Raw genomic sequence first — 15,173 nt, 5'->3', positions numbered from 1 at the left:
ATTTTTGATGTCAAAGAATCTTGTTATTGTCGAGTCCCCAGCGAAAGCAAAAACAATTGAAAAATTTCTAGGTCCTGACTATGTTGTTAAGTCAAGTATTGGCCATATTAGGGATATGCCTAAGAAGGATATGGGTGTTGATATTGAAAATAACTTTCAGCCAACATACGCAATTAGTGCCGACAAAAAGAAAGTAGTAGCAGATCTAAAGAAGTCAGTTAAGACAGCAACAAAAATATACCTAGCGACTGATGAGGATAGAGAGGGTGAGGCAATAGCTTGGCATTTACAGCAGGCCTTATCATTGGCAGAAGACACACCTCGTATTGTTTTTCATGAAATTACTAAGGGCGCTATCACTAAAGCAATTAGTAATCCAAGAACAATTAATACTGACTTAGTAAATGCTCAACAGGCAAGGCGAATTATAGATCGCTTGGTTGGCTTTGAGATATCACCAGTACTCTGGAGAAAGATTTCAGGGGCTCGTTCTGCTGGGAGAGTTCAATCACCAGTTGTTCGTTTAGTTGTTGAAAGAGAGCGTGAAATTTCAACTCATAAACCTACTAGTTCCCATAAAATTAAGGCTTCTCTAAGCAATCAAGATGGAGAGACTCTTGAGGTTCGACTTAGTGAAGATTTTAAATCAAAAGAAGATGCTCTGGCTTTCGTAGAAAGTATTCTAGATTCAACTATAAAGGTAAACTCGGTTGAAACTAAGCCATCTAAGAGATCTCCTAAAGCTCCTTTTATTACTTCTACATTGCAGCAAGAGGCTTCTCAAAAGTTAGGTTTTTCTGTCAAACAAACAATGTCAATAGCTCAGAATTTGTATCGTGAAGGAGCTATTACTTATATGAGGACTGACTCCTTAAACCTTTCAGAGTTGGCAATTGATGCTGCACAAGAAGTCATAATTTCAAAGTTTGGAAAAGATCATCATCAAGCTAGAAGATATAAAACAAATTCAACAGGTGCTCAAGAGGCGCATGAGGCAATTAGGCCAACTGACTTAACAAAGCCAACAATTCCAGGTTTAGATGATCAATCAACAAAGCTTTATTCTTTAATTTATAAAAGAACCCTTGCTTCTCAAATGAGTGATGCGCAATTACTTAAGACAAAAATTAATATTAATATATCAAATCGAAGTGAGCGGTTTATAGCTGAAGGTGAGATGCTAACTTTTGGTGGCTTCCTGGAGGTTTATGATTATATGGCTGCAGATGATAAGTTACTTCCAAAAATCGAAAAAGGTGCCGCTTTATCATTAATAGATTTAACTTCAAAAGAGTCTTTTTCAAGAGCTAAACCAAGATATACAGAAGCATCATTAGTTAAAGAGATTGAACAAATGGGCATTGGGAGACCATCGACTTTTGCCACTATGATCACTACAGTGCAAGATAGGAATTATGTAGTCAAGGACACTCGTGAAGGAATTCAGAGAGAGTATCAGCATATTGAAATTGTAGATGGTGTCATTTCAGAATCAATTCAAACAGAGACAACTGGTGCTGAAAAGAATAAATTATTCCCTACAAATGTTGCCTATTTATTAGTGGATTTTTTAGTAAAGAATTTTAGTAATATTATTGGTTATGAGTTCACTGCTAAACTTGAAAGTAACTTTGATTTGATTGCTGAAGAGTCTAAGCCATGGGCGGGAGTAATCAAAGACTTTTATGATCCATTTCATGATCAAATTGAACTCGCTAAGGATATCTCTAGAGATGAAACTCATGGGAAGAGAGATTTAGGTGAGGATCCTGTTTCTGGAAAAAATGTTAGTGTACGCTTTGGTCGTTATGGGGCTTTTGCTCAAATTGGACATAAGGATGATGAAGAAAAACCAACATTTGCGTCACTTCGAACTGGTCAAGATATAGAAAATATAACGCTTGTTGAAGCATTAGAGTTGTTTAAAATGCCACGCACAGTAGGAGAAACAGTTGATGGTGAGACTATTAAAGCTAACTATGGGCGGTTTGGCCCCTACATTCAGTATGGCAAGAAATATGTATCTCTAAAAGAGGTTTCTCCAGAGGAGGTTTCTCTTGAGACTGCATTAGAATTAATTGCTGCTAAAGAAAAGTTTGATGCTGAAAGAATTATCAAGGTTTTTGATGATTCCGAAATTCAAGTTTTAAATGGTCGCTTTGGTCCCTATATCTGGAATGGTAAGAAACGAGGCAAGGGACAAAAAAATGTTACTGTTCAGAAGGTTTTTGGAGATAAGGCACCTTCTGACTTGACTCTTGAAGAGTGTAAAAAAGCCATTGAAGGAAAAATTAAAGCTAAAGCTAAGGCGAAGGCAAAAAAATCTAAAAAGAAAGTTGCCACTAAGAGTAAAGAATCTAAATAAAATTAATTTACGATGTTAATTGCTTGGAAAACCTTTCTAGGCTGTGAGAAAATCTATATTCTAAGAATAAAATTTTGATCTAAATGACCAATGTAAAGATTTGTGGTTTTACAAATGCTATTAATGCTAAAGAGGCATCACTTCTTGGAGTTGATGCTGTTGGTATGGTTTTCTATGAGAAGTCACCACGAAATATTGATATTGAAAATGCTCTAGAAATTGTTTCATCTCTCCCTCCTTTTGTAAATAGAGTAGGTTTATTTGTAAATGCAAATCCAAGCTTTATTGATGAAATACTATGCGAAGTTCCAATCGATACCCTTCAGTTTCATGGCGATGAAACTGTAATTGATTGTACTCAATTCCAAATGCCCTTCATTAAGTCTGTTCGTGTATCCCAGGATACCAATGTGTCTCAAATAGCAGATGATTTTTCTATGGCAAGTGCCTTACTTCTCGATTCTTATAATCCTAGTAATTATGGTGGAACTGGAGAAGTTTTTGATTGGTCTTTAGCCTGTGTTGATATTGACTTGCCTATTATTCTTGCCGGTGGGCTTACTTCTGAAAATGTAAAAGATGCGATTAAACAGGTTAAACCTTTTGCTGTAGATGCTTCAAGTGGTGTTGAAAGTGAGCCAGGCATCAAAGATATTGATAAAATAAAGGCTTTTATTAAACAGATTCAATCATGAGTTATAACCTTCCAGATGAAAAAGGCCATTTTGATCAGTATGGCGGTGTTTTTGTAGCTGAAACTCTTATGACTGCTGTTACAGAGTTGAAAGATGCTTATGAAAAATTTAAGGACGATCCTGCATTTATTAAGGAGTTTGAGGATGACCTCAAGCACTACGTAGGTCGAGAAACTCCTCTTTATTATGCAAAAAACCTAACTGAAAAAGTTGGCGGTGCTAAGATTTATTTGAAACGTGAAGATTTAAACCATACTGGAGCTCATAAAATTAATAATACAATTGGTCAGGCTTTACTTGCGAAACGTATGGGAAAAACTCGCATTATTGCTGAAACTGGAGCTGGTCAACATGGTGTTGCGTCCGCAACAATTGCAGCTAGACTTGGTTTAGAGTGTGTTGTATATATGGGCGAACTTGATGTTCACAGACAAGCGCAAAACGTATACCGGATGAAACTTCTTGGGGCCAAGGTCGTTCCTGTTTCTGCGGGATCAAAAACACTTAAAGATGCTCTTAATGAGGCGATGCGTGACTGGGTAACTAATATTGATAATACTTACTATATTATTGGAACTGTTGCTGGACCTCATCCCTACCCAATGCTAGTTCGAGATTTTCAAAGTGTAATTGGTAAAGAGGCAAAAGAGCAATTCAATGAGCAGGTTGGTGGATTACCTGATGCAGTAATTGCCTGTGTTGGAGGTGGTTCAAATGCAATTGGACTTTTTTATCCATTTATTGAAGATAAATCAGTAAAAATTATTGGTGTTGAGGCTGGTGGGCGAGGTATTGATCTAGGCCCTGATGCACATGCAGCCCCTTTGACTGCAGGAAGTGTGGGAGTGCTTCATGGAAATAGAACTTACTTGATGGAAAATGAGGATGGTCAAATTATTGAAGGTCATTCAATATCAGCAGGTCTGGATTATCCAGGTGTCGGACCCGAACATGCCTATCTAAAAGATATTGGAAGAGCAGAGTATGTCGCTATAACGGATAAAGAAGCTTTAGAAGCCTTTCATATGCTTACCGAGGTTGAAGGAATTATCCCAGCGCTTGAACCTTCACACGCAATTGCTTATGCTGTTAAGTTAGCTAAAGAGTGGTCAAGTGATAAAACCATGATCATTAACTTATCTGGTAGAGGTGACAAGGATATGCAGACTATTGCAGAAGTTGAAGGCATAGAGTTCCAATAAGCAAATCAGATATTAAGTACTAATCCCTTAATAATTCTCTTATACTATTTATTATATAAATTAAGGTCTGGAGAGGTATGCAAGAAAATCAAGAGATTGATAAAGGTCGTGGACTTATATTTTCTATTTATTTGGTCGCAGTATTTCTAAACGCTTTTGTTGATTTAGGACACAAAATCATCATTCAAAATACAATCTTTATGATCTATGGTGAGCAGCAGCAGATTATCCTAACTGCTATTGTAAATGCGATGATCCTAGTTCCATTTATCTTATTATTTTCGGTCTCAGGATATCTTTCTGATAAATTTGCTAAGACTCGTATCATGCGTTATAGTGCGTTTTCTGCCGTCTTAATCACCTTGGCAATTACCTACTGTTACTACCATGGCTTGTACCAAATTGCATTTGGCTTTACCTTACTTTTAGCTACACAAAGCGCAATATATTCACCAGCAAAAATGGGCTATATTAAAGAATGTCTAAGTAAGGCTGGCTTGAGTAGGGGAAATGCCTTTCACTCTTCGGTTGTTCTGATAGCTATTCTTATGGGAACAGTATTTTTCTCATACTTATTTGAGGCTTATCTTGGTGCAATGCAGGCAACTACTCCTGAAGAGATATTAATGAAAATAGCTCCTGTAGGCTGGGTTTTGGTTGGACTTTCAATTGTTGAATTTTTAGCAACTCTGGGAACTCGCTTCTATCCTGCTAAATTAATAACCACCCAACTATCGTTCACTAAACTGGTTTCTTTTAAGTACTTAACAAACAACTTTAAAGCTATGAGAAGCAATGAAATTGTTTGGTATTCTATTTTAGGTACCGCAATATTTTGGGGTATGTCACAAAATCTAGTGGCAGTTATACCAGCGCATGCAAAAGTAAATTTTGGAGTTGAAAGCCCACTAATGGTAAATGCAATGCTAGCCTCTTCTGTAGTTGGAATAATGATTGGGGCCTTCTTATCTGGAAGAAAAAGTCTAAATTTTATCCGCATAAATAATATTTATACAGGCTCAATTATGATTACAGTTTGTGCAATTCTAGTTCCGGTAATTTCAAGTCTGAACTTTATTCCAAATTCAACTGCCCTAATTCTAGTAACCTCAGTTATTCTTTTGTTTGGCGTTGGGGCGGGGATGATGATTATTCCACTAAATGCATTGATGCAAGCCCATTCTCCTGAAGATAGGCTTGGAAGTATGTTGGCAGGTAAAAATTGGCTTCAAAATATTGCTATGATTTCCCTTTTAATATTTACCATGTTCCTTGCAAGTCAAAATTTTGGTAGTGAATTTATACTTTACTTTAATGCCTTTATTGCAGTCGTTGGTTTTGGTATTGTCCTTAAAAAACTCAAAACTATTCTTTAGACGTGAGACAACTGGTAGGTTTATTATTATTTGGGTGGCGCTATCGACTCAAAGTTTCTGGCCTGGATAATCTTCCAAAAAATGGGCCTGTACTGCTTCTGGGCAATCACATTAGCTTTATAGATTTTGCTTTAATTCAGTGGAGCACCCCAAGAACAATTCGCTTCGTTGTTCATGATGACTATTATAGAAAACCAGTTTTTAATTGGATTTTAAGAGGAGTCGGTGCTGTATCAATAAGGCCTGAGAGTAGTCGAAATGCAATGCAAAGTATTGTAACCCTGTTAAATGATGACTGTGTTGTTGGTTTGTTTCCTGAAGGCCATATCTCAACAACTGGTAAATTAAGTGATTTAAAAAGAGGCTTTGAAAAAATATTAGCCGAATCTAAAGACACCGTTTCAGTAGTTCCTTTTGCAGTTAATAATATGTGGGGCAGTTTTTTTTCTAAGGCTCCAAGGTCTATTAAAAAGAACAAAAAATTTAGCTTTCGCAGAGAGATTCATGTATGTATTGGAGAGAGCCTTAATTCCAAGACTAACAGAGTGGAGGTAAAAAAAGCTATTGGCAATTTACTTTTTTAATGCTAATATTAGGCCTAACTATTAATAAATATTAGGGATTTATAATGAAAAAAATTGTTGTAGTCGGTGCTACTGGAAAGTTAGGCACAGAGGTTGTTGAAGGACTTGAGGCTGATTATGAGGTTATTCGAGCTAGCCGCTCAGGCCCTGATTTGAAAATTGATGCTTTTGATTTTGAAAGTGTGAGTGATGTTTTTTCATCTATAGGTTCTTTTGATGGACTTGTCTCTTGTATTGGAACGGCACCCTTTAAGCCTTTTGATGAGTTATCAATGGAAGACTTTGCGAGTGGCTTATCAACTAAATGTTTAAGTCAGTTAAACCTTGCTAAAGCAGCAATCCCATTCTTAACTGAAAATGGATCAATCACATTGACAAGTGGCATTATTGGTGATGAGCCAATTTTGGGTGGGGCAGTTGCAGCAGCAGCTAATGGTGCCCTTAATATGTGTGTTTCAGTCCTTGCAGCAGAGTATGCAGGTAAGTTAAGAATTAATATTGTCTCCCCATCTATAATCGAAAACTCTGTCGAACACTACGGGATGCTATTTGATGGGTTTGAACCAACGTCAAAGGAAAGTATTATCCAAGCATATAGAAGAACAATTTCTGCCCCTATAAGTGGCCGCGTGCTATGTCAAACTAGATCCCTTTAAAATTTATCACCAACTGCACGATTAAGCCCATCTGGTTTTGGCAGTTCTTTGTGGGCCTCATAAACCATTGACATTCTTTTTAAAACATCGTCATTAGGTAAGCTAGCAGCTCGAGTATTAAGATCAACATGAATTAGCATATGTTCAGCTGTTGCTAGTAATCGATCACTCTCATGATAAAGCCAATGAAATAGGTGTAGTTTTTTATTTTCTCCAAAGATAACCTGTGTTTTTGAATAAATTTTTTCACCAATTAATACTTCATCTAAATGTCGAATATGAGTTTCTACTGTAAAGTAAGACCCAACACTAGAAATATAATCTTCGTTGGCACCAACAATAGCCATCATTTCTGTCGTTGCTTCTGAAAAGCATTCAAGGTAGCGAGACTCAGTCATATGCCCATTATAATCAACCCATTCTTTTGGAATTTTTGTTTCGAAAGTGAGTAAAGGTTGAGTTAAATCAAGTTTTGAGAATTCTATTTTCGATTTTGGATTTGATAGTCTCTCATCAAAATCTTTAAGGATATTTCCAGCTCCCCATCGATTATTTTTTAGCACTTTTAAAAAATCAACCAAGTTATCATCACGTTTTTGCATCAATTCATCAATGCTATATTGACCTGATTGCAAATCAGATTGATTGGATACCTTATCTATTAGTTCATCTGTAAATTCGGGAACATCGGTAAGATGAGTCCAAGGCCATTCAAGGCATGGACCAAATTGGGATATGAAATGACGCATGCCAGCATCTCCTCCAGCCAGCCTATAGGTTTCGAAAAGCCCCATCTGTGCCCAGCGAAGTCCAAATCCATAACGAATGGCATCATCAATTTCTTCAGTAGTAGCAACATTATCATTGACTAGCCATAGCGCCTCTCTCCATACTGACTCAAGAAGTCTATCTGCAATAAACGCCGGGATTTCTTTTTTAATATGGAGGGGGAACATGCCAATAACGCTAAGAATATTACTTGTTTCTTCAATTACTTTTTTAGAGGTTTTTTCACCACCAACCATCTCTACTAGTGGCAGAAGATAAACTGGATTAAAAGGATGGGCAACTAAGAGTCTATCAGGATGTGACATCTGAGCTTGTAAATCTGAAGGCAGAATTCCAGAGGTTGATGAGGCAATAATGACTTCACTATTGCTACTTGATTCAATTTCATCATAAACAGATTGCTTGGCAGAAAGTCTTTCTGGAACGGCTTCAATAATTAATTTTGCAGATCTTGCAACTTCTGAGACTGAGCTTGAGAATGAAAGAGTGCCCTTTTTAGGCAGATCAGATCTGAGCAATTTTTTATATGATCGCTCAGCATTTTTAACAACTTTGTCTACATTTGCAGGTGCTTCTGTAGATGGGTCATAGACATAAACATCAATTCCATTTAACAAAAATCTAGCTATCCATCCACTACCAATAACGCCTGCGCCAATAACGCCTGCAGACTTAATACTTTTCATAGCTATCCCCAGCGCTTAACCAACTTCAAATTATCACGAACTTGTTGTGGCCCCAAAATTGAACAACCCATACCTTCAGCAGTTTGCACTGCTTTTTTAACTAAATCAGCATTGCTAGCCAGGACCCCACGTTTAAGATAGATATTATCTTCAAGGCCTACACGAATATTTCCACCTGCTAAAACCGCGAGTGCTACATATGGAAGCTGATTTCTACTTATTGAGAATGCTGAAAAAGTCCAGTCCTCAGGAATACTTGAGGTCATTGCTAGAAATGTATGAAGATCATCTGGAGCTCCCCATGGTATTCCCATACATAATTGAATCATTACTGGGTCATCAATCAAACCTTGATTTTTTAACCAGATCGCAAGTTGCAGATGTCCTGTATCAAAACATTCTATTTCTGGCTTTACACCAAGTGCCTGAACTTGAGCAGCCATCTCCTTAAGAACAGCTGGAGTGTTAGTCATAACGTAACCACCTTCACCAAAATTCATTGTTCCACAATCAATCGTGCATATTTCTGGAAGAATATTTCTAACATGATCAAGTCGTTCAGATGCACCAACCATATCCGTGCCTTCTTCTTTAAGTGGAAGCGGTTCTTCTGCAGAACCAAAAACCAGATCTCCACCCATTCCTGCAGTAAAGTTGATTACCATATCAACTTTTGATTCACGAATAATGTCAACAACTTTAGCATACAATGCAGGGTCACGAGCTGGCACCCCAGTCTTAGGGTTGCGAACATGAATATGGACAATAGCTGCACCAGCTTCAGCTGCCTCAATGCATGAGTCAGCAATTTGTTGCGGGGTGATTGGTACTTTATCTGATTTACCTGTCGTGTCACCAGAACCGGTAACAGCACATGTAATAAACACTTCCCGTGTAGGTTGTAGGTTGGTCATATGATTTCTCCAAACATAGGTTTTTGTTATTTTAATTTATTTAATACTAAATTTAGATTGAAATAATATACGATTTATTGAACACTTTTTAAACATCAGTAACAAAAGAAAAAAGCATGTGCTATAATATTTTTGCAATCGTATGCATTTCAAAATTCGATGCAACTTTATCATAAATAGTATACATAAAAAAATATGGCTGAAATTGAACTAAAAAACCTCACAAAACGCTGGGGAGATTTCGTTGGGGTAGATAATTTTAATCTGACTATTCCTAATGAAGAATTCTTGGTATTACTTGGCCCTTCTGGGTGTGGCAAAACGACAACTATGAGAATGATCGCTGGCCTTGAAAGTGTTACAAATGGTGAGGTATCAATTAATGGTAAAGTTGTTAATGATTTAGAGCCAAAGGACCGTGATGTGGCGATGGTTTTTCAATCCTACGCGCTATATCCAAATATGACTGTATATGAAAATATAAGATTCCCTCTAAAGGTCAGGAATATTGATAAAGCTCTTCATAAAGAAAAGGTAATGAGGGCATCCGAGATGGTTGAACTTAATGATTTCCTTCATCGAAAGCCAGGAGAACTTTCTGGCGGGCAGAGACAAAGAGTTGCTTTAGCCAGAGCAATTGTTCGTGAACCAACAGTTTTTTTAATGGATGAGCCACTATCAAATCTTGATGCAAAATTAAGGGTCTCAACACGTGCACAAATTAAAAACCTGCAGCATAAGTTACGTGTAACAACTATTTATGTAACGCATGATCAGGTTGAGGCAATGACCCTTGCTGATCGTGTTGTTGTGATGAACAATGGACTTGTTCAGCAGGTTGGAACCCCCCAAGAAATATACAATAAACCTGCCAATAGTTTTGTGGCTAGTTTTATTGGCTCTCCTGCTATGAATCTGATGAATGGCGTAATTAAGGATGGCGTTTTTACATGTGATAACGTAAAGATTGAAGGCTTAAGTAAGAAACATTCTGGGAAGGTTCAGTTGGGGTTTCGTGCTGAAGATGCTACTATTGTTAAAAGTAAGGGCTCAATTTCAGCGCCAGCATTTTCTATGGAACTTTTAGGAGATATGACTATGGTTTCAATAAAGGCTGGTGGAGATCTTATATCAATTAAATCTGATAAAAATTTCCATGTAGAAATTGGCTCTAAAGTGATGGCAAATATTTCTGCAAACTTGTGCCTTCTTTTCAGTTCAAAAACTGGCAAGATGCTAGATGACTAAAATTGGAGATTTGGAATGAGTTATGATGAAAAATCCCAAAAAACCCTTGCAGTAGTTAAGGCAATGGAAGAAGCATTGGGAGCTAATTCAAACAGTATGGACAAGCACTTTCATAAAGATTTTCGCTGGATGGGCAATCAAGGTTGTGGTGTAAAAAAGAATCTTGAAGATTTTCGAAATAATTGGCAACTCCCCTTAAGGGCCGCTTTTTCTGATCGAATATATAATACTGATAAGTTTTTAGTAGATGGTAATTGGGCATCATGCTTTGGTCATATTGATGCAATCCATAGTGGAGAATTTATGGGTATAGCACCTACGAACAAACGTGTGAAAATTCACTATACAGATTTTTGGGAGGTCAAAGACGGTCTCATAATAGACAATTGGGTAACTGTAGATTTCCCAAGTATTTTATCCCAACTGGGTGTTGATATTTTTAACGGCTTAGGTTGGGAATCATATGATCGAGGTGAATTAATTCCCTCAAAGCCTAACTAATTGGAGACATTATGGCAATTAATTATTTAAAAAAAGGAAAGACTGATGCAGCCAAAGCTATAGATGATGCCCAGGTTAGTGAAATTGTTAAAAACACCTTAAAAGCTATTGAGGAAAGAGGTGATGAAGCTGTGAAAGAGTTTGCGAAAAAGTTTGATAACTACACTCCAGAATCTTTTAAATTAAGTCAAGCAGAAATCGATAACCTAATAAATCAGGTATCTAAGCAAGATCTTGAGGATATTAAATTCGCACAGGAGCAGGTCAGAAACTTTGCTCAAGCGCAACGTGACTCAATGCAAGATATTGAAGTTGAAACTATGCCAGGAGTTATTTTAGGACATAAAAATATTCCTGTTCAATCAGTTGGATGTTATATTCCAGCAGGTAAATTCCCAATGGTTGCCTCTGCACATATGTCGGTTGTTACAGCTAGTGTTGCAAAAGTTCCAAGGATAATTGCATGTACTCCTCCTTATCAAGGCTCACCAAATCCAGCAGTTATTGCAGCTATGCACTTTGGTGGTGCGCATGAAATATATGTCATAGGAGGTATTCAAGCTGTTGGTGCTATGGCTTTAGGAACTGAGACAATTGATCCAGTTGATATGCTTGTTGGGCCAGGAAATGCCTTTGTTGCCGAAGCTAAAAGGCAGTTATTTGGTAAGGTTGGGATTGATTTATTTGCTGGACCAACAGAGACTATGGTGATAGCTGATGATACTGTTGATGCAGAATTATGTGCAACAGACTTGTTGGGTCAAGCCGAACATGGATATAACTCTCCAGCTGTTCTAGTAACTAATAATAAAAGTCTAGCTGAAGAGACAATATCTGAAATCGAAAGAATTTTAACAATCCTTCCCACAGCGGATACTGCTTCAGTAAGTTGGAAAGAATATGGAGAAATTGTGCTGTGTGATACTTATGAAGAGATGCTAGATGTTGCAAACGAAATTGCATCTGAGCATGTCCAGGTAATGACAGATCGTGATGATTGGTTTTTAGAAAATATGCATTCTTATGGCGCATTATTCTTAGGACCAAGAACAAATGTTTCTAATGGTGATAAAGTAATTGGAACCAATCATACTTTACCAACAAAAAAAGCAGGTCGTTATACCGGGGGACTTTGGGTTGGTAAGTATCTTAAAACTCATAGCTATCAAAAAATTACTACAGATGAGGCGGCCGTTAAGATTGGTAGGTACTGTTCTCGACTCTGTATGCTTGAGTCATTTGTTGGTCATGCAGAGCAAGCTAATATAAGAGTAAGGCGTTATGGTGGAGAGGATGTGCCTTATGGTAAGGCAGCGCAGTAGTGCATAGAATAAATAATCTTAAGGATCTAATAAAGCCTCTAAGATTAAGTATGTACAGTTTTACTGAAGATGGGGTTCGAAAAAACCTTGACTCCTTATTTCATGAAGAAGCTATTATTCATCTTTCCCATCCTTTTGGGGATATATCAGGCTCAACTAATTTTTATAATCAGGCTCTGCAACCCTTGTTTGAGTCATTACCAGATCTAGAAAGGCGGGATTATATTGTTATTGCTGGAAAAACAGAAAGGGATATAGAGTGGGTAGGATGCGCTGGCTTTTATAATGGTACTTTCTTGAAGCCTTTTTTAGATATACCACCAACAGGCCATATAGCCCATATGAGATTTCATGAGTTTTATTGCTTTAAGGGTGACAAAATAATAGAAGTTCAGGCTTTATGGGATATACCAGAACTAATGATGCAATCAGATTCATGGCCAATGGCTCCATCACTTGGAAGAGAATGGTGTGTTCCAGGGCCAGCAACGATGGATGGAATTTCAGATAAGCCTTATGATCTAGAAAAAAGCAACTCTTCAATGGAGCACATTTTAGGAATGGCTGATGCTATGAAAAAGCATCCATCACAGGGTGGTCCTGAAATTATGAAAATGGATTACTATTGGCATCCAAAAATGAATTGGTATGGTCCATCTGCTATTGGCAGTGGAAGAGGAATTGAAGGTTTTAGAAATTGGCATCAGATTCCATTTCTCAATGCTATGCCTGATAGGGGCAAGGATACAACCTTCACTAATAAAGGTGGCTCGGGAGATAAAGTAGATTTCCACTTTTTTGGAGATGGAGACTATGTGGCGGTTACTGGGTGGCCAAATATGAAACAAACTCTGACCCATGATGGTTGGATGGGTATAGCCCCAAATAACAAAGAAGTAGTTCTTCGCTCACTTGATTTCTGGAGACTTGAAGAAGGAAAAATAAGGGAAAACTGGGTCATGATTGATATCCTTGATATATATGATCAAATGGGTGTCGATGTGCTAGGTAGAGTAAGAGAGTTTAATAAAGCAAGAAATATAAAGGTGCATTAATTGTGAAACTTCCAACTACACCATCATTTAGGCTAGAAAATAAGACTGCATTAATTACAGGGGCTTCGTCTGGTATTGGCCTAAGTTGTGCAGTGGCTCTAGCTGAAGCAGGTGCTCATGTTGTAGTATCAGCTCGCAGTATTGATAAACTTGATTCAATTGTTGATGCAATTAAGGCAAAAGGGTTAAGTGCTGAAGCAATGATGATGGATGTTGCTGATACAGATTTAATCAAAGAAATTATTGACAGAAATGGCCCATTTGATATTCTAGTTAATAGTGCAGGCTTAGGACGACATGCACCTTCTAAAGACACATCAGTAGAAGATTTTGACGCAGTAATGAATGTAAATCTCCGTGGCGCATATTTCCTTACTCAGGCGGTAGCAAATGGAATGTTAGCAGCAAAAAAACCTGGCTCTTTAATTAATATTTCTTCGCAGATGGGACATGTTGGTGGCATTGATCGAGCAGTTTATTCTGCATCAAAGCATGCTGTTGAGGGTTTTACTAAGGCGATGGCTATTGAGTGGGGACCTCATCAAATTAGAATCAATACAATCTGTCCAACATTTATAAGGACGCCTCTCACACAGTCTACTTTTGATAATCCTGAGCGGAAAGAGTGGATTGAAAGCAAAATTAAATTAGGCCGAATTGGAGAGGTTGAAGATATCATGGGTGCAGTTGTTTTTCTAGCTTCAGATGCCTCCTCAATGATTACTGGATCTGCACTTATGGTAGATGGGGGTTGGACAGCAGACTAATGTTAAATAAAAAAATAACATCAATAGAGGTTGCAAAACTTGCTGGTGTAAGCCAATCTGCGGTGTCTCGAGTTTTTACACCTGGAGCTTCATCATCTAAAAAGACTAATGCATTAGTTCGAAAAGCTGCTTTGGATCTTGGGTATAGGCCAAATGTATTGGCTCGATCATTAATCACTGGGAAGTCAAAAATTATAGGATTAGTTGTTGCCTACTTAGATAATTATTTTTATCCTGAGGCTTTAGAGCTACTTTCTGGAGCGCTTCAAAAAAATGGCTACCACGTGCTGGTCTTCATGGCGACAAATACCACAGGAAATATTGATAATGTTGTAGATGAAATTTTAGACTATCAAGTTGATGGAATAATTGCAGCCTCAGTAGGTATGTCTACTAATTTGGCAGCAAGATGTTCTGATGCGGGGGTTCCTGTTATTTTGTTTAACCGTACTCAAGATGATAAGAGATTATCAGCTGTTACTTCTGATAACGAGCTTGGAGGAAAAAAAGTTGCTCAACTTCTGTGTAAAAATGACCATAAGCGAATTGCTTATATTGCAGGATGGGAGGGAGCTTCTACTCAAAGAGATAGAGAAAAAGGCTTTATTGATGAACTTAAAAAAAATGGACAAAGTCTTTTCTCTAGAGAGGTAGGTAATTTTGATTTAGAACAAGCTCGACAAGCAGCACGAAATATGTTCTCTAAGGACGAAATACCAGATGCAGTTTTTGTTGCTAATGACCACATGGCATTTGCAGTAATGGACGTAATCCGTTTTGAACTTGGAATAAAAATACCTGAACAGGTTTCAGTGGTTGGTTATGATGATGTTCCAGTTGCTGCTTGGCCAGCTTATAGCCTTAGTACAGTTAGACAGCCTGCTAAGCGTATGGTAGCAGAAACAGTTTCAATCCTCATTGACTGTATTGAAAATAATTCGACTATCGCAAGACGGATTGAAATAGATGGGCCTCTTATTCAAAGAGGATCAGTAAAAATTTTAAAGAAATAA

At 37.6% G+C, this 15,173-nt stretch carries 14 protein-coding genes; 12 read left to right on the top strand and 2 right to left on the bottom strand.

The window, feature by feature from the left end:
• Positions 1 to 7 precede the first annotated feature (7 nt).
• The 6 genes from topA (at position 8) to CRN91_RS01005 (ending at position 6,878) form a co-directional block, all read left to right on the top strand.
• Positions 8 to 2,365, top strand: coding sequence for a type I DNA topoisomerase (gene topA / locus CRN91_RS01030; RefSeq protein WP_114114607.1), 2,358 nt, complete (start codon positions 8 to 10; stop codon positions 2,363 to 2,365).
• Between the two features lie 83 nt (positions 2,366 to 2,448).
• Positions 2,449 to 3,060 carry a phosphoribosylanthranilate isomerase gene (locus tag CRN91_RS01025; RefSeq protein ID WP_114114606.1) on the top strand — a complete coding sequence of 204 codons (612 nt, stop codon included), beginning with the start codon at positions 2,449 to 2,451 and terminating at the stop codon, positions 3,058 to 3,060.
• On the top strand, positions 3,054 to 4,262 hold the full coding sequence (gene trpB / locus CRN91_RS01020) for a tryptophan synthase subunit beta (protein WP_174688443.1): 1,209 nt from the start codon (positions 3,054 to 3,056) through the stop codon (positions 4,260 to 4,262). The genes CRN91_RS01025 and trpB overlap by 7 nt, the downstream gene beginning before the upstream one ends.
• 77 nt (positions 4,263 to 4,339) lie before the next feature.
• A complete protein-coding gene (locus CRN91_RS01015; protein WP_114114604.1) occupies positions 4,340 to 5,638 on the top strand; it encodes an MFS transporter in 1,299 nt (432 codons plus the stop codon).
• 2 nt (positions 5,639 to 5,640) lie between these two features.
• A complete protein-coding gene (locus CRN91_RS01010; RefSeq protein ID WP_114114603.1) occupies positions 5,641 to 6,222 on the top strand; it encodes a 1-acyl-sn-glycerol-3-phosphate acyltransferase in 582 nt (193 codons plus the stop codon).
• A 44-nt stretch (positions 6,223 to 6,266) separates the two neighbouring features.
• Positions 6,267 to 6,878 carry a short chain dehydrogenase gene (locus CRN91_RS01005; RefSeq protein WP_114114602.1) on the top strand — a complete coding sequence of 204 codons (612 nt, stop codon included), beginning with the start codon at positions 6,267 to 6,269 and terminating at the stop codon, positions 6,876 to 6,878.
• Here the strand turns inward: CRN91_RS01005 and CRN91_RS01000 are convergent.
• Together CRN91_RS01000 and CRN91_RS00995 are read right to left on the bottom strand one after the other, a co-directional pair.
• Complete coding sequence (locus tag CRN91_RS01000; RefSeq protein WP_114114601.1) at positions 6,875 to 8,353, bottom strand: carnitine 3-dehydrogenase; 1,479 nt, start codon at positions 8,351 to 8,353, stop codon at positions 6,875 to 6,877. The genes CRN91_RS01005 and CRN91_RS01000 overlap by 4 nt on opposite strands.
• A 2-nt stretch (positions 8,354 to 8,355) precedes the next feature.
• Entirely contained in the window at positions 8,356 to 9,267 is a 912-nt protein-coding gene (locus CRN91_RS00995) for a beta-keto acid cleavage family enzyme (RefSeq protein WP_114114600.1), read from the bottom strand.
• Positions 9,268 to 9,462: 195 nt separating this feature from the next.
• On the opposite strand from CRN91_RS00995, the gene CRN91_RS00990 reads away from it, so the two are divergent.
• The 6 genes from CRN91_RS00990 to CRN91_RS00965 are packed head-to-tail and all read left to right on the top strand — an operon-like array spanning position 9,463 to position 15,173.
• Positions 9,463 to 10,515, top strand: a complete 1,053-nt coding sequence (locus tag CRN91_RS00990) for an ABC transporter ATP-binding protein (protein WP_114114599.1) — start codon at positions 9,463 to 9,465, stop codon at positions 10,513 to 10,515.
• A 15-nt stretch (positions 10,516 to 10,530) separates the two neighbouring features.
• A complete protein-coding gene (locus CRN91_RS00985) occupies positions 10,531 to 11,016 on the top strand; it encodes an ester cyclase (protein ID WP_114114598.1) in 486 nt (161 codons plus the stop codon).
• Positions 11,017 to 11,027: 11 nt separating this feature from the next.
• Positions 11,028 to 12,338, top strand: a complete 1,311-nt coding sequence (gene hisD / locus CRN91_RS00980; protein ID WP_114114597.1) for a histidinol dehydrogenase — start codon at positions 11,028 to 11,030, stop codon at positions 12,336 to 12,338.
• 50 nt (positions 12,339 to 12,388) lie between these two features.
• The gene (locus CRN91_RS00975) at positions 12,389 to 13,393 is read left to right on the top strand and encodes an ester cyclase (RefSeq protein ID WP_114116039.1); all 1,005 of its coding nucleotides are present in this window, start codon (positions 12,389 to 12,391) and stop codon (positions 13,391 to 13,393) included.
• A 2-nt stretch (positions 13,394 to 13,395) separates the two neighbouring features.
• Positions 13,396 to 14,160 (top strand): SDR family NAD(P)-dependent oxidoreductase, encoded by a 765-nt coding sequence (locus CRN91_RS00970; RefSeq protein WP_114114596.1) that lies wholly within the window; start codon positions 13,396 to 13,398, stop codon positions 14,158 to 14,160.
• A complete protein-coding gene (locus CRN91_RS00965; protein ID WP_114114595.1) occupies positions 14,160 to 15,173 on the top strand; it encodes a LacI family DNA-binding transcriptional regulator in 1,014 nt (337 codons plus the stop codon). The genes CRN91_RS00970 and CRN91_RS00965 overlap by 1 nt, the downstream gene beginning before the upstream one ends.

Origin of the sequence: Candidatus Thioglobus sp. NP1, from assembly GCF_003326015.1 — a bacterium.
GTDB classification, from domain to species: domain Bacteria; phylum Pseudomonadota; class Gammaproteobacteria; order PS1; family Pseudothioglobaceae; genus Pseudothioglobus; species Pseudothioglobus singularis_A.
Note: the sequence above shows the minus strand (reverse complement) of the source record. Positions and strands in the feature narration are given on the sequence as shown.

Coding starts and splice junctions, on each gene's coding strand:
- CRN91_RS01005 (WP_114114602.1), top strand. CDS start 6,267: ATGAAAAAAATTGTTGTAGTCGGTGCTACTGGAAAGTTAGGCACAGAG.
- CRN91_RS00990 (WP_114114599.1), top strand. CDS start 9,463: ATGGCTGAAATTGAACTAAAAAACCTCACAAAACGCTGGGGAGATTTC.
- CRN91_RS00965 (WP_114114595.1), top strand. CDS start 14,160: ATGTTAAATAAAAAAATAACATCAATAGAGGTTGCAAAACTTGCTGGT.
- CRN91_RS00985 (WP_114114598.1), top strand. CDS start 10,531: ATGAGTTATGATGAAAAATCCCAAAAAACCCTTGCAGTAGTTAAGGCA.
- topA (WP_114114607.1), top strand. CDS start 8: ATGTCAAAGAATCTTGTTATTGTCGAGTCCCCAGCGAAAGCAAAAACA.
- CRN91_RS01015 (WP_114114604.1), top strand. CDS start 4,340: ATGCAAGAAAATCAAGAGATTGATAAAGGTCGTGGACTTATATTTTCT.
- CRN91_RS00995 (WP_114114600.1), bottom strand. CDS start 9,267: ATGACCAACCTACAACCTACACGGGAAGTGTTTATTACATGTGCTGTT.
- hisD (WP_114114597.1), top strand. CDS start 11,028: ATGGCAATTAATTATTTAAAAAAAGGAAAGACTGATGCAGCCAAAGCT.
- CRN91_RS01025 (WP_114114606.1), top strand. CDS start 2,449: ATGACCAATGTAAAGATTTGTGGTTTTACAAATGCTATTAATGCTAAA.
- CRN91_RS00975 (WP_114116039.1), top strand. CDS start 12,389: ATGTACAGTTTTACTGAAGATGGGGTTCGAAAAAACCTTGACTCCTTA.
- CRN91_RS01000 (WP_114114601.1), bottom strand. CDS start 8,353: ATGAAAAGTATTAAGTCTGCAGGCGTTATTGGCGCAGGCGTTATTGGT.